Annotated in this window: 12 protein-coding genes; 7 read left to right on the top strand and 5 right to left on the bottom strand. The window is 76.0% G+C overall.

The features are described 5' to 3' along the window. Positions 1–18: 18 nt before the first annotated feature. From ACWDAS_RS05020 to ACWDAS_RS05010, 3 genes are read right to left on the bottom strand one after another with little or no spacing between them, the layout of a single operon-like run. A complete protein-coding gene (locus ACWDAS_RS05020; protein ID WP_450387423.1) occupies positions 19–1,128 on the bottom strand; it encodes a PDR/VanB family oxidoreductase in 1,110 nt (369 codons plus the stop codon). A 13-nt stretch (positions 1,129–1,141) separates the two neighbouring features. Continuing rightward, on the bottom strand, positions 1,142–2,014 hold the full coding sequence (locus tag ACWDAS_RS05015) for a metal-dependent hydrolase (RefSeq protein WP_450387422.1): 873 nt from the start codon (positions 2,012–2,014) through the stop codon (positions 1,142–1,144). Then, positions 2,011–2,910, bottom strand: a complete 900-nt coding sequence (locus ACWDAS_RS05010) for an alpha/beta fold hydrolase (RefSeq protein WP_450387421.1) — start codon at positions 2,908–2,910, stop codon at positions 2,011–2,013. The genes ACWDAS_RS05015 and ACWDAS_RS05010 overlap by 4 nt, the downstream gene beginning before the upstream one ends. Positions 2,911–3,034: 124 nt before the next feature. Between ACWDAS_RS05010 and ACWDAS_RS05005 the strand changes: the two genes are divergently transcribed. The 4 genes from ACWDAS_RS05005 to ACWDAS_RS04990 all read left to right on the top strand — a co-directional run bounded on the left by ACWDAS_RS05005 (position 3,035) and on the right by ACWDAS_RS04990 (position 7,109). Next, the gene (locus ACWDAS_RS05005; RefSeq protein WP_450387420.1) at positions 3,035–4,267 is read left to right on the top strand and encodes an APC family permease; all 1,233 of its coding nucleotides are present in this window, start codon (positions 3,035–3,037) and stop codon (positions 4,265–4,267) included. A 77-nt stretch (positions 4,268–4,344) separates the two neighbouring features. Continuing rightward, the gene (locus tag ACWDAS_RS05000) at positions 4,345–4,947 is read left to right on the top strand and encodes a DinB family protein (protein ID WP_450387419.1); all 603 of its coding nucleotides are present in this window, start codon (positions 4,345–4,347) and stop codon (positions 4,945–4,947) included. A 98-nt stretch (positions 4,948–5,045) separates the two neighbouring features. Beyond that, positions 5,046–6,578 carry a YfbK domain-containing protein gene (locus ACWDAS_RS04995; protein WP_450387418.1) on the top strand — a complete coding sequence of 511 codons (1,533 nt, stop codon included), beginning with the start codon at positions 5,046–5,048 and terminating at the stop codon, positions 6,576–6,578. Positions 6,579–6,596: 18 nt separating this feature from the next. Next, positions 6,597–7,109: a pyridoxamine 5'-phosphate oxidase family protein gene (locus ACWDAS_RS04990; protein ID WP_450387417.1), complete on the top strand. Its 513-nt coding sequence runs from the start codon at positions 6,597–6,599 to the stop codon at positions 7,107–7,109. A 106-nt stretch (positions 7,110–7,215) separates the two neighbouring features. Here the strand turns inward: ACWDAS_RS04990 and ACWDAS_RS04985 are convergent, their stop codons facing one another. Both ACWDAS_RS04985 and ACWDAS_RS04980 read right to left on the bottom strand, forming a co-directional pair. Next, entirely contained in the window at positions 7,216–8,424 is a 1,209-nt protein-coding gene (locus ACWDAS_RS04985) for a DUF2786 domain-containing protein (protein WP_450387620.1), read from the bottom strand. Positions 8,425–8,545: 121 nt separating this feature from the next. Then, positions 8,546–9,373 carry a hypothetical protein gene (locus ACWDAS_RS04980; RefSeq protein WP_450387416.1) on the bottom strand — a complete coding sequence of 276 codons (828 nt, stop codon included), beginning with the start codon at positions 9,371–9,373 and terminating at the stop codon, positions 8,546–8,548. Between the two features lie 34 nt (positions 9,374–9,407). Here ACWDAS_RS04980 and mptB point away from each other — a divergent pair, with 34 nt between their 5' ends. Genes mptB through ACWDAS_RS04965 form a run of 3 tightly spaced genes read left to right on the top strand, consistent with a single transcriptional unit; the run spans position 9,408 to position 13,153 of the window. Continuing rightward, positions 9,408–10,721 (top strand): polyprenol phosphomannose-dependent alpha 1,6 mannosyltransferase MptB, encoded by a 1,314-nt coding sequence (gene mptB, locus ACWDAS_RS04975; RefSeq protein ID WP_450387619.1) that lies wholly within the window; start codon positions 9,408–9,410, stop codon positions 10,719–10,721. Next, positions 10,718–11,878 carry a glycosyltransferase 87 family protein gene (locus tag ACWDAS_RS04970; protein ID WP_450387415.1) on the top strand — a complete coding sequence of 387 codons (1,161 nt, stop codon included), beginning with the start codon at positions 10,718–10,720 and terminating at the stop codon, positions 11,876–11,878. The genes mptB and ACWDAS_RS04970 overlap by 4 nt, the downstream gene beginning before the upstream one ends. A gap of 45 nt (positions 11,879–11,923) precedes the next feature. After that, positions 11,924–13,153 carry a S8 family peptidase gene (locus tag ACWDAS_RS04965; RefSeq protein WP_450387414.1) on the top strand — a complete coding sequence of 410 codons (1,230 nt, stop codon included), beginning with the start codon at positions 11,924–11,926 and terminating at the stop codon, positions 13,151–13,153. Positions 13,154–13,191 lie beyond the last annotated feature (38 nt).

The following is a 13,191-nucleotide window of genomic DNA, read 5'->3' as shown; positions in this document are numbered from 1 at the left end:
GGCACGGGCCGCCCCGGTTCAGACGTCGAGGGTGACGCGGGAGCCCGGGGCCGCGCGGGAGACGCAGACGAGCATCGCGTCGTCCGTGCGGCGGGCGGTGGCGCTGCCGCCGTGACGGACCGCCTCCCCGCCCGCGAGGACGCGGACGCGGCATGTGCCGCAGAAGCCCTGGCGGCAGGAGTACGACGTCGCGGGCCGCGCGGCCGTCAGGACGGAGAGCGCGGAGCGGTCGGCCGGGACGGGGAGCACCTCCCCGCCCCGGCCGAGCTGTATCTCGAAGGCCGTGCCGTCCGTGATCGGCGGCGGCGAGAAGCGCTCCACATGCAGCACCGGCGCGGAACGCAACGCGGGGATGAGCCCGGGCGGCCCGCAGAAGTAGACCGCGGTGCCGGGGCCGGCGCCCTCCAGCAGTTCCGCCGCCGTCGGGGGCCCGCCGGCCTCCTCGTCGGTACGGACGCGCACCCGCGAGGGATCGTGTGCCGCCAGTTCCGCGAGCTCCGCCAGGAACGGCAGCGTCGCCCGGCTGCGCCCCGCGTACACCAGGCGCCAGTCCGCCCCGGCGGCGGCCGCGGCGCGCACCATGGGCAGGATCGGCGTGATCCCGATGCCGCCCGCGAGGAACAGCAGGGGCCCGGAGCCGGTCAGGGCCAGGGGGAAGGCGTTGCGCGGGCCGAGGGTGCGCAGGACCGCGCCGGGGGTGAGGAGGTGCATCTCGCGGGAGCCGCCCTCCCCGCCCAGGACGAGCCGCACCGCGATGCGGTAGGCGCCCCGGTCGGCCGGGTCGCCGCACAGGCTGTACTGGCGGCGCCGCCCGGACGGCAGGTCGAGGTCGAGATGGGCGCCGGGGTGCCAGGCGGGCAGCGGCGCGGTCCCGCCGTCCGCGCGGACCAGCCGCAGGCCGACGACGCCCTCCGCCTCCGCCGAGACGTCCGCGACACGCAGCGCCAGCGAACGGTCGACGGCGGCCGGTTCGCGCACCGGCCGCCGCGCGCTGCCGCGCACCAGCAGCGGGGTGATCCGGGCGAGCAGCGCGAGCAGAGGTTCGGGGCGGGAGCCCCCGGCCCGGCGGGGCGGCGGGGTCGGCCATGCCGGAGGCGAGGGAAGGGTGCGCGGGTCGTGCAGGGACACGTACGAAGACCCCCTAGTGGAGCGCGGCGCGCGCGGCGGGCGAGGACGCGAGATAGGTGACGGCCTGCGTGGTGGACCCGTACTGGGACGGGTGGTAGCCGGGCCGCAGATAGGAGAGGAACAGCCGCGCGACCGCGCGCGGCGGGGGCAGCAGTCCGCGCCGGGCGCCGCGGTACCAGTCGCGCCAGCGCGGCTTCCCGGCGCCCAGCGGGTCCGCGGCCATGAGGCAGCGCAGGCCGCGCACCCACCAGTAGAGCAGCACGGGGAAGGCGACCAGGTGCGCCCGCACGCGGTGCCGGTAGCGGCCGTCGAGATGGGTGAACAGGTCGTACGCGACGGCGCGGTGCTCGACCTCCTCCGCTCCGTGCCAGCGGTAGAGGTCGAGGACGGCCTCGGCCTTCTCGTGCTTGTCGAGGGCGTCCAGCGCGTGCGCGCCCAGGATCCAGTCGCCGAGGAAGGACGTGACGTGCTCGATGGCGGCGATGATCGCGACCCGCTCGACGAGCCAGCCGTGCGCGGCCCTGCCGGTCAGTCCGCGGTCGCCGAGCATCTCCTGGAAGAACCAGCGCAGTTGGGCGATGAAACCGTCGGTGTCCAGGCCGGCCGCGTTGAAGTGCTCCATCAGCGACTGGTGGGCCTGCGAGTGCATGGCCTCCTGGCCGATGAAGCCGATGACGTCCTCGCGCAGCCGGTCGTCCCTGATCATGGGGACGGCCTGCTGGAAGACGGTGAGGAACCAGTCCTCGCCCTCGGGGAGCAGGATGTTGAGCACGTTGGCGAAGTGGGTGAGGAAGGCGTCGTCGTCCAGGTAGCGGACGGGCAGACCGGCCCAGTCCCACTGCACGTCACGCGGCTTGAGGACGAGGTGCTCGGGCTCGGTGGTCATGCCGCGGTCCTTTCCTTCTCGGCGCGGTCGATGAGCCGCGCGGCGTGCTCGGCGACGAGGTCCGGGCGGTGGGACGGCAGCCAGTGGCCGCCTTCCACGTGGTGGATCTCGGCGCCGGGCGCCCAGTCGGTGATCTCGGTCTGCCAGGGCGGCAGGACGAACACGTCCTTGGACGGGGCCAGCACGACCGCCGGGAGCGCGGCGTGCCGGACGCGAGGGCGGAGCATGCGGGGCAGCACGTTGGCGCGGTAGAGCCTGAGCCCGGCGCGGTTGCGGGCGGCGAGCCCGGGGCCGTAGCCCGCCGGGGCCTCGCCGGTCTCCAGGCGGCGCAGGGTCTTGACCACGCCGTCCAGGAAGCCGCTGCGGCAGGCGAGTTCGGCGACCCCGGCGAGGTGGAAGAAGCCCACGTACTGCGAGGCCAGCGACTGCTTGGCGAGCTTCAGCAGCCGGGCCGGGGCCGGACGGCGCAGCTGGGCGCGGTACCAGCGGCCGGTGTGGTCCAGGTCGGGGCCGGAGATCGAGGTGATCGAGGCGTAGCGGTGGGCGAGTTCCGGGGTGCTGACGGTATGCCAGCTCTGCACCGAGCCCCAGTCGTGGGTGACCAGGTGGACCGGCGCGTGCGGGCTGACCGCGTCGGCGACGGCGGTCGTGTCGGCGGCGAGCTGCGGCAGCCGGTAGGCGCGGGTGCGGCGCGGCACCCCGGAGGCGCCGGAGCCGCGCACGTCGTACGTCACGACGTGGAAGCCGCGGCCGGCGAGGCGGGCGGCGACGCCGTCCCACACGCCGTGGTCGTCGGGGAAGCCGTGCACGCACAGGACCGTGGGCCCGGCCGGGTCCCCCTGCTCGTACACCGCCAGCCGCACCCCGTCGGAGGCCGTGACCCAGCGCTGCGCCATGCTCGCCGCCCTTCGCCTTCGCGTCGTCGCGTTGTCACTTCGTCGTTCCGTCCCCGTTCCCGGCGGTCACGATGGCAGCTTGTTGACGCCGTGTCTAGCAGTGGGACGGTATAGCTTTGCTGCCGTGACCGGTGGGAACGCGATACTGCAGCGACGGCTCGGCGTCTTCGACGCCACCGTCATCGGACTCGGCTCGATGATCGGCGCGGGGGTCTTCGCGGCCTTCGCCCCGGCCGCCCGCGCGGCGGGGTCCGGGCTGCTCGTCGGGCTCGCGGCGGCCGCCGTCGTCGCCTACTGCAACGCGATGTCCTCGGCCCGGCTCGCCGCGCTCCACCCCGCCTCGGGCGGGACGTACGTCTACGGGCGCGAGCGGCTCGGACCCTTCTGGGGCTACCTGGCCGGCTGGTCCTTCGTCGTCGGCAAGACGGCCTCCTGCGGGGCGATGGCGCTGACGATCGGCACCTACGTCTGGCCCGAGCAGCAGCGCGCGATCGGCGTCGCGGCGGTCGTGGCGCTCACCGCCGTCAACTACGCCGGCGTCCAGAAGGCGGCATGGCTCACCCGCGGCATCGTCGCGGTCGTGCTCGCCGTGCTCGCGGCCTTCGTGGTCGCCGCGTTCACCGGCGGCGAGGCCGACGCCGCCCGGCTGGACATCGGGGCCGACGCGACCGTGGGCGGGGTGCTGCAGGCGGCGGGCCTGCTGTTCTTCGCCTTCGCCGGGTACGCCAGGATCGCCACGCTCGGCGAGGAGGTCAGGGACCCGGCACGCACGATCCCCCGGGCGATCCCGCTCGCCCTCGGCATCACGCTGGCCGTGTACGCCGCCGTCGCGGTCGCCCTGCTGGCGGTGCTGGGCCCGCAGGGGCTCGCCCGCTCGGCGGCGCCCCTGGCCGACGCGGCGGGCGGCCTCGCCCCGGTGATGCGGGTGGGCGCCGCCGTCGCCGCGACCGGCTCGCTGCTCGCGCTCATCCTCGGGGTCTCCCGGACGACCCTGGCCATGGCCCGCGACGGGCACCTGCCGCGGACGCTGGCCGCGGTGCACCCGCGGTTCGGGGTCCCGCACCACGCCGAACTCGCCGTCGGCGCCGTCGTCGCCGTCCTGGCGGCCACGGCCGACCTGCGCGGTGCGATCGGCTTCTCCTCCTTCGGCGTCCTCGCGTACTACGCCGTCGCCAACGCCTCGGCCTGGACCCTGGGCCCCGGTGCCCGGCGCGCCGTGCCCGCCCTCGGCCTCCTCGGCTGCCTCGTCCTCGCCTTCGCCCTGCCCTGGACCTCCGTCGCCGCGGGCGCGGCCGTCCTCGCCGCCGGGGCGGCCCTCTACGGCGTCCGTGCCGCGCGCGCCGGATCGGACGCCTGAGCCGGCGGCACCCGCCCCGCCGTCCGGGTGGTCGACGTACCGGCGCGCCGCCGGCGCCCCGCCCTATCCTGGGCCCCATGGAATCGGCGGAACCCGACTGGAACGCCCAGTTGACGGACCAACTGGACTGGCACTGGCGGAACCAGCTGCGCCCACGGCTGGAGGGCCTGACCGACGACGAGTACTTCTGGGAGCCCGTGCCCGGCTGCTGGAGCGTCCGGCCGCACGGCAGCGGCAGGGCCCCCATCGAGGCCGGGACCGGGGACTTCAGGCTGGACTTCGCGTGGCCGCCGCAGGAGCCCGGCCCCGTGACGACGATCGCGTGGCGCCTGGGCCACATCATCACGGGTGTGCTGGGCCTGCGCGTCGCCTCGCACTTCGGCGGGCCGCCGGTGGACTTCGCCGGCCGGGACTTCGCGTTCGCGGGCACCGCCGACGGCGCACTCGCGCAACTGGACGCGACGTACGCGGCATGGCGCGACGGCGTCCGCGGCCTCGGCGCCGAGGGCCTGGCACGGCCGTGCGGGCCGGAGGAGGGGCCGTTCGCGAAGGAGCCGCTGGCGGCGCTCGTCCTGCACATCAACCGCGAGGTCATCCACCACGGGGCCGAGATCGCGCTGCTGCGGGACCTGTACCGCGATCGTCAAGGCGGCCCGGGCGAGGGGACGTTGCCCGACTGAGACCCTTCCGCAACGGCCCCGATGCCACCCGTCCGGCACCCCGTGCGTCACAGTCGCAGAAGGCGCAGGGGGCGCCCCGGGGGAAGCGGGTGACGGTGATGCGGCGGATCACGGCGACGGTGCTGGCGGCGGTCGCCGCCGGGGCGGTGCTGACGGGTTGCAGCGCGAGCGGCGACCGGGGGCACACCGGCGACGCGCGGCCCGGACCGGTACGGGGCGCGGACGCCCCCGAGGGCACCGAGTGGAACGGCGGGGACACCGACGCGCGGGACCAGGGCCTGCGGCGGGCGCCGGACGCCGCACAGCTGTCGACGTTCGCGCTGGACGTGGACACCGCGTCGTACGGATACGCCAAGCGGCGGCTCGGCCAGGGCTCGCTGCCCGACCCGTCGGACGTGCGCTACGAGGAGTTCGTCAACAGCTTCCGCCAGGACTACCCCGCCCCCAGGGGCGACGGCTTCTCCGTCACCGCGGACGGCGCGCGCATCGGCGACGAGGAGGGCTGGACCCTGCTGCGGGTCGGCCTCGCCACGCGCGCCGCGGACGAGCTGGCGCGGCCGCCGGCCGTCCTCACCTTCGTCGTGGACGTCTCCGGCTCCATGGGCGATCCGGGCCGCCTCGACCTGGTGCAGAAGGCGCTCGGCGCGGCCGTCGGCGAACTGCGCGACGACGACTCCCTCGCCGTCGTGACCTTCAGCGACCACGCGCGGGTCGTCCTGCCCGCCACCCGGCTCGGCGCCGAGGGCGCCCGGCGGCACGCCCGTTCCGTCATCGGCCGGCTCGCGCCCGAGGCCTCGACCAACCTGGAGGCGGGCCTGCGCACCGGCTACGACGTGGCTCTGGAGAGCGCCCGCCGCGGGGCCACCAACCGGGTCGTGCTGCTGTCCGACGCCCTCGCCAACACCGGGGAGACCGAGCCCGACGCCCTCCTGGAGCGCATCGACCGGGCCCGCGCCCGGCACGGCATCGCGCTGTTCGGGGTCGGTGTCGGCAGCGAGTACGGCGACCGGCTGATGGAAGCGCTGGTCGACAAGGGCGACGGCCACACCTCGTACGTCTCGACGCCGGCCGAGGCCCGCGCCCTGTTCGTGGAGCAACTGCCCGTCAACATCGGCCTCCGCGCCCGCGACGCCAAGGCCCAGGTCGCCTTCGACCCGCGGACCGTCGACCGCTACCGCCTGATCGGCTTCGAGAACCGCGCCGTCGCCGACGAGGACTTCCGCGACGACCGGGTCGACGGCGGCGAGGTCGGCCCCGGCCACACCGTCACCGCGCTCTACGCCGTACGGCTGAAGCAGGGCGCCCGGGGCCACGTCGCCACCGCGACCGTGCGCTGGCTCGACCCGGCGGACCGCTCCCCGCACGAGGCCTCCACCGGCATCGAGGCGGACCGGCTCGCCGGCCGGCTGTGGGACTCCGGCACCTCGCCGAGGCTGCGGGTGGACGCGGTCGCCGCCTACTTCGCCGACGCGCTGCGCACCTACGACACCGGCGACGAGCAGCTGCCCGGCGCGCCCGGCCTGGCCGAGCTCGGCGACCGCGCGCACGCGCTGGCCGAGGTCACCGAGGACCCCGCGGTGCGCGACCTGGCGGAAGCCGTGGACAGCGCGTACACGCTGCGCGCGGGCTGATGGAGTATCAGTGGAGCCATGGCAGAAGAAAAAGAACCCGAGCCCGAGCTCGACTCCCGCTACAGCAGCGCCGACGCCGCCCCCACGACCTGGCACGACGCCCGCGGGCAGCTGGCCGGAGCCGAGATCTACTGGCTGACCACCGTCCGTCCCGACGGCCGCCCGCACGTCACCCCGCTCATCGGGGTCTGGCTGGACGACGCCCTGCACTTCTGCACCGGCGCCGACGAACGCAAGGCGAAGAACCTCGCCCACAACCGCCGGGTGGTCCTCACCACCGGCAACAACGCGCTGGGCGAGGGCCTCGACGTGGTGCTGGAGGGCCAGGCGGCGCGTGTGCGCAGCGACAACCAGCTGCGCCGCATCGCCGCGGCGTACGAGGCGAAGTACGGGTCCGCGTGGCACTTCGACGTGGGCGACCAGGTCTTCGTCGGCGACGGCCACGAGGCGCTGGTCTACGAGGTGGAGCCCACCACGGCCTTCGCGTACGCCCGGGGCACCACCTACAGCCAGACCAGGTGGCTGTTCTAGGGTCCGCCGCCGCGTTCCGGCCGCCCGAAGGGCGGGCGGGCGGGAAGGTGACGGCGGACCCCGGCACCCGCCCGGCGCCCGTCCACGGGCTGCGGACGACGCTCCCTCAGCCGCGAGGCCCCGACGGCGGACCCCCGCTCCGCCCCCGTCCGGAGCCGCCCGGGCGGTGGAAGGCCGCCCGGTCCGCGGCGGCCGTGCCGTGCTCCCAGCCCTCGCGGTCACGGCCCTTCAGCCGCTGGGTCCTGGTCTCCGGGAACATCTCGTCGGCGGCCCGCCCGACGGCGACCTCGCGGGCCGCGAGCACGGGAAGCACCTCCGTGCCCCCGGCGTCCTCCGCGGCCTCCTCCGTCGCGTCGCGGGCGGCGGCCGCCAGGCGTTCCCCGATCCGGCCGGCGTACGCGATGAGGAAGGACTCACGGAAGTCCCGGGACAGGTTCCCGCCCTTCGCGCCCTTCCCGGCCCTCGCGCCCCTCCGCCCCTGCTTCACGGCGGGCCCCGGGCCGCCGGCCCGCAGGATCGCCGCCTCGGCCTGCACCAGCAGCGAGGTGTACAGCACCTCCACCGCCTCCAGGTCGGCCTCCCAGCCGACCACCGTCGAGAAGCCGAACTCCGCCGACCACACGGCACGGCAGCGGTTCGCCGCCGCGACCGCGTCCAGCAGCAGTGCCTTCGGCGCCTCGTACGGCCGGTCCACGCCGATCCGCCGCGCGCCGGGACCCCCGCCGCCCGGCGCGGCGCCCGCCACCAGTGCCTCGTCGACGCTGTGCCGCGCCATCAGGTGCTGGGCCTTAGCGCTCAGCGCCTCCGCCTCCTCCGGGAAGGACGTGGACTCCGCCTTCGCCAGCAGCGCCCTGATGCGCTTCAGCATCGGATGCCCCGTCCCGCCCGGCGAGGGCGGGGACTCGGGCGTGGTCAGCGGGGCGATCCGGGGCAGCCGCCCCAGCAGGCGGACGAGTTCCAGCACGGCCGTCGCCACGGCGAAGCGGTCCAGCCGCTCGGCCGCGCCGTACGCCGACAGGAAGTCCCCGGTCCCCCCGTCCCGGTCCCCGCCCTGCTCCGCCGCAAGCCGCCCGGCCAGCCGCACGTGCTCCGGCCGCAGCTCCCGGCGGGCCATCCGCAGCAGGTCCGCGTCCTCCCAGCCGCGCGCCCGGCACCCCCGCAGCAGCCCGCCCGCCGCAGCCACCACCGCCCGGCCGACCTCCTCCCACCCGGCCTCCGCGGCCCCCATGGCCGAGGCCCCGGCGTCCAGCGCCGCCTCCACGTCCCCCTCCGCCGCCCCGAGGACACCGGCGAACGCCGCCTCGACCACCGTCATCGCATCTCGCACGCGGTTCAGGATCGCATCGCCACTCGCGCACGGAGCACGGTGCCCCGCCGGCCCTCGTCACGGTGCCCCGCGCCGGGCGGGCCGTCCCTCGTGGCGGCCGCCCGGGGCCTCAGCCGGCCGCGCCGCCCCGCTCCACCAGGACCGGCCACAGCCGCCGCGCCAACGCCGGGTCGGTGCGGGCCATTTCGCGGCCCAGGGCGGTGGCCGCCGCGGCGAGGGCGCGGCGCAGCTCCGCCGGGTCCGGTGAGCGCACCAGCGTGGCGTGCAGCGGGGCGGTCACCTCCTCCGGCAGCAGGTGGGCACCCTTCGCGTACGCCGCGGGGTGCCCCAGGCGCAGGCAGGCGAGGGCGATGACCTGGGTGCGCACCGCGCCGATCCAGTGCTCGGCCTGCCACAGCCGACCCCGGTCGATGCTCGCCGCGGCGTGCAGCACGTGGTGCCAGCCGAGACCCGCGGGCGTCCCCGGATCCGCCCGTACGGCCTCCGGCACGGGACCCGCGGCGCCGAACACGGTCCGCCACTGGGGCCCCCGGGGCCCGAACTCCTCCTCCGGCGTGAACGCGACATCCGCCTCCAGCGCCCCCGGCAGCAGGAACACCCGGTAGACGGTCTCCCCCGCCGGAAGGTCCCAGTGGTGCAGCGCCCCGAACTCCGCCCCGTACAGCCACGCCGTCCAGCGCCGCAGGGCCGCGCCCACCCCGCCCCGCACCCCGAGGACCAGATCGATGTCGGACCACCGGTCGCCGCCGTCCGCGACCGCGAGCGAACCGGTGACCGCGGCTCCCGTGACGTCCGGGTCGTCCGCGGCGAGACCGAGCAGCCGGGCCCGCACTCGGCCGCGTTCCTCGGGCGTGAACATCCCCTCACCGTAGCGAAGCGGCCGGAGCGCGTGCGGGCCGGTCATCCGCAGGTCGCCCGCCGGTCGTCCGGCGGACACCCGGCGATGGGACCGTGCGGGCGTGACTCGCACGATGGCTCTCGGACTGGCCGGCACCACCGCGCTGGCGGTCGGCGGCAGGGCCGCGGGGGCGCTGCCCGTACGGGACGGAATCGCGCTCCCGCGGGGGGAGGCGGCGGCCGGGCTGCTGGTGGCGTACTTCGGCCTCGGACTGCTGATCGCGGCGTGGTGGCAGCTCGGACGGGTGGTGCGCGGGCCCCGGCCGCCCTCGATACGCGCCCTGCTGACGACCTTCGCCGCGTGGGCGGCGCCGCTGCTGCTGGCCCCGCCGCTGTTCAGCAGGGACGTCTACAGCTATCTGGCGCAGGGCGCGATGGTCAACGCGGGCATCGACGCCTACACGCACGGGCCGAGCGTGCTCGGCGGCACGGCCGCGGCCGAGGTGCCGGCGATCTGGCAGAACACCCCGGCACCGTACGGGCCGGCGTTCCTGGCGCTGGCACGGTTCGGGGCGCACGCGGGGGTGACCGGGATGCGGGCGCTGGCACTGCTGGGCGTGGCCCTGCTGGCCACGCTGCTGCCCCGGCTCGCCCGGCGGTGCGGCGCGGACCCCGCCGCGGCCGTGTGGCTGGGGGCGCTCAACCCGCTGGTGCTGCTGCACCTGGTGGCGGGGGCGCACAACGACGCGGTGATGCTCGGCCTGCTCGGCGCGGGCCTGGGGGCGGCACTCGCCCGGCGCCCGGTCGTGGCCGCCGCGCTGGTCACCCTGGCCGCCCTCGTCAAGGCACCGGCGGCGCTCGGACTGCTGGTCGTGGCCAGCCTGTGGGCGGAACACCTGGAGGGCCGCCGGCGCCTCGCGCGCGCCGGGGCGGCCACGGCGGCGGTCGCCGGGGCGGCCACCGTGGCGGTCACCGCCGTCACGGGCGTCGGCTACGGCTGGATCGGCGCGCTGACCACACCGGCCTCCGCCTCCAACTGGTCGCTGGTCAACGTCCTGGGCCGGTTCATCGGCACCCCGGACGTCTGGCGGCTGCTCGGCATGGCCGCGGCCGCGCTCGTCATCGCCGCCGTCTGGCTGTTCCGCGAACGGATCGGGCCGGTGTACGCCCTCGGGATCAGCCTGCTCGCGGTGGCACTGCTGGGCCCGGCGATACGCCCCTGGTACCTGCTGTGGGGGTTCGTGCCGCTCGCCGTGGCCGCCCCGGACGGCCGGGTGCGCAGGCTCGCCGCGCTCGCCAGTGCCGCGCTGGCGCTCGCGGTGCTGCCCAGCGGATTCGCCGCGACACCCCGTCAGATCGCCCTCGCGGCGACGGGTGCGGCCCTGGCCCTGCTGCCGCTCGCCGCGATGCGCCTGGTGCGGCTCGTACGGCCCGCGCTCGCCTCATGAGACGGACCGTGACGGCGGCCGCCGCCGTGGCCGCGACCGCGCTGTTCCTGGCCACCGTGCCCCTGCACCGGCACTGGTTCGACGTCGGCGTGTACTGGGGCGCCGTCAACTCCTGGGTGCACGGCGGCGTGGGCGTCTACGACTACCTGAAGCCCGGCACCCGGTACGGCTTCACCTATCCCCCGTTCGCCGCGCTGTGCATGCTGCCGATGGCCCTGGTGAGCTGGCCCGCGGCCGTCGTCATCGCGGCCGCGCTCAACATCTGCGCCGCGGCGGCGGTCCTGTGGTGGACGGTGTGGCCGATCGTGCGCCGCGAGGGCTGGCACCCCTGGTACACCATGGTGCTGGCCGTGTGCCTGATGGCGCTCCTGGAGCCGGTCCACGACACCTTCACCTTCGGGCAGGTCAACCTGGTCCTGCTCGCGCTGGTACTCGCCGACGCGGAACTGCTCCGGCGCGGCGGCCGGTGGGCGGGCTGCGCGATCGGCCTCGCCGCCGCCGTGAAGCTGACACCCGCGCTGTTCATCGGGTGGCTGCTGTTCTCCGGGCACCGCCGCGCCGGGATCACCGCGGCCACCACGGCCGCCGGGGCGACCCTGCTGGCGGCGCTGGTCGCGCCCGGGGCGTCACGCGACTTCTGGACGCGGGCGATGTGGGACACCGACCGGGTCGGCTCCCTCTCGTACGCCTCGAACCAGTCGCTGCGCGGCACCTTCGCCCGACTCGACGCACCCACGGGGGCGTGGGCGGTGGCGGTGGTCGCGGTGCTCGCGGTGTGGGCGTACAAGGTGCGGCGGGCCGACGTCGTGACGGGGGTCGCGCTGACCGGGGTGACGGCCTGTCTGGTCAGCCCGGTCACCTGGGTGCACCACCTGGTGTGGCTGATCCCGGCGCTCGCGGCGCTGGCCGGCGAGGCGCTGCTGGTGCGGACCAGGGGTCTCGCGATGGCCGCGGTCGGCAGCTACGTCCTGCTCTGCAGCAGCGTCGTGTGGCTGTGGCGGGGTGCTCCGGGCACCGGCGGCGCGGGGGCGTTCGTGGGCGGCAGCGCCTACGTGTGGATCGGACTGGGACTGCTCGTCGCACCCCGGCACGGATGGCGTACCAAGGCGCGCCCGGGCCCGATCCCGGCTGACAGGGTGGAACAGAGGGCCGGCTGACGGCCCGCCGGCCGACCCGTCCGCCGACCTGGAGGAGATCGACGCATGCGTGTGTCCCTGCGCCGGACCTTCGCCGCGGTGCTGATGACCGCCGTCCCCGCGCTGGCCGCCCTCCCCGCGCCGAACCCGGCGCACGCGCACACCCCCGTCGCCCTCGCACCGCTGCTCGGCGCGGGGGCGCCGAACGCCATCCCCGGCCACTACATCGTCACCCTCGCGCCGAAAAGCGACCCCGCCTCCGTCGCGAGCGCGGCCGGAGTCACCCCGGCCCACGTGTACGACAGCGTCGTGCGGGGCTTCGCCGCCCCGCTCACCGGACCCCAACTGGCCCGGGTGCGCGCCCTGCCGTCCGTGCGCGGCGTCGAGCAGGACACCACCGTCACGCTGCCCGCGGAGGACCGGGTCCCGGTGACGACCAGCCGGAGCCTGCCCTCCGGTGCGCCCCCGGCCGACGGCACCGGCAGGTTCTGGGGCCTGGAGCGGGTGAACAACCGGGCGCCGGCGACGCACGGCTTCACCGTCAAGGCGACCGGCGCCAAGGTCACCGCGTACATCATCGACAGCGGGATCGACTTCGCCCACCCGGAGTTCGGCGGCCGCGCCAGGCCGGGCATCGACGAGATGGACGACGACCGCAACGGCGCCGACTGCGCGGGGCACGGCACGCACGTCGCCGGCACGGTCGGCGGCGAGCACACCGGGATCGCCCGGGCGGTCTCGCTGGTCGCCGTACGCGTGCTGAACTGCGAGGCGCGCGGCCCGAACTCCGGCATCATCGCCGGGATCAACTGGGTCGCCCGGCACGCGGTGAAGCCCGCCGTGGCCAACATCTCGCTGGGCGGGCTCTACTCGCCGACGATGAACGAGGCCCTGGACGCGCTGGCCCGGGCCGGGGTCTTCCCGGTCGTCGCGGCCGGCAACGACGACGTCAGCTCCTGCGTCATCTCCCCGGCCAGCGCGACGGAGGCCTTCACCGTCGCCGCCACCGACCGGGCCGACCACCGGGCGCCGTTCAGCAACTTCGGCAGCTGCGTCAACCTGAACGCGCCCGGCGTCGACATCGCCTCCGCGTACCCCGACGGGCTCTACGCGATCATGAGCGGCACCTCGATGGCGGCCCCGCACGTGACCGGTATCGCCGCGCTCTACAAGGACACCTACGGGGACGCCGACTTCACGGTGCTCAAGAAGTGGCTCGTCGACCACGCCACCCGGACCCCGGTGACCGCGCCGTGGGGAACCCCGCAACTGGTCGCCTTCACCGGGGACCTCTGAGCGGGCCGGGCCGGCGGGCGGCCCTTGGCGGGGCTGCC

This window comes from Streptomyces sp. NPDC001070, from assembly GCF_053598835.1.
Note: the sequence above shows the minus strand (reverse complement) of the source record. Positions and strands in the feature narration are given on the sequence as shown.

Bases quoted from the DNA above. Each gene is read 5' to 3' on its own strand.
- ACWDAS_RS05015 (WP_450387422.1), bottom strand. From the start codon at position 2,014: ATGACCACCGAGCCCGAGCACCTCGTCCTCAAGCCGCGTGACGTGCAG.
- ACWDAS_RS05010 (WP_450387421.1), bottom strand. From the start codon at position 2,910: ATGGCGCAGCGCTGGGTCACGGCCTCCGACGGGGTGCGGCTGGCGGTG.
- ACWDAS_RS05000 (WP_450387419.1), top strand. From the start codon at position 4,345: ATGGAATCGGCGGAACCCGACTGGAACGCCCAGTTGACGGACCAACTG.
- ACWDAS_RS04995 (WP_450387418.1), top strand. From the start codon at position 5,046: ATGCGGCGGATCACGGCGACGGTGCTGGCGGCGGTCGCCGCCGGGGCG.
- ACWDAS_RS04990 (WP_450387417.1), top strand. From the start codon at position 6,597: ATGGCAGAAGAAAAAGAACCCGAGCCCGAGCTCGACTCCCGCTACAGC.
- ACWDAS_RS04985 (WP_450387620.1), bottom strand. From the start codon at position 8,424: ATGACGGTGGTCGAGGCGGCGTTCGCCGGTGTCCTCGGGGCGGCGGAG.
- mptB (WP_450387619.1), top strand. From the start codon at position 9,408: ATGGCTCTCGGACTGGCCGGCACCACCGCGCTGGCGGTCGGCGGCAGG.
- ACWDAS_RS04970 (WP_450387415.1), top strand. From the start codon at position 10,718: ATGAGACGGACCGTGACGGCGGCCGCCGCCGTGGCCGCGACCGCGCTG.
- ACWDAS_RS04965 (WP_450387414.1), top strand. From the start codon at position 11,924: ATGCGTGTGTCCCTGCGCCGGACCTTCGCCGCGGTGCTGATGACCGCC.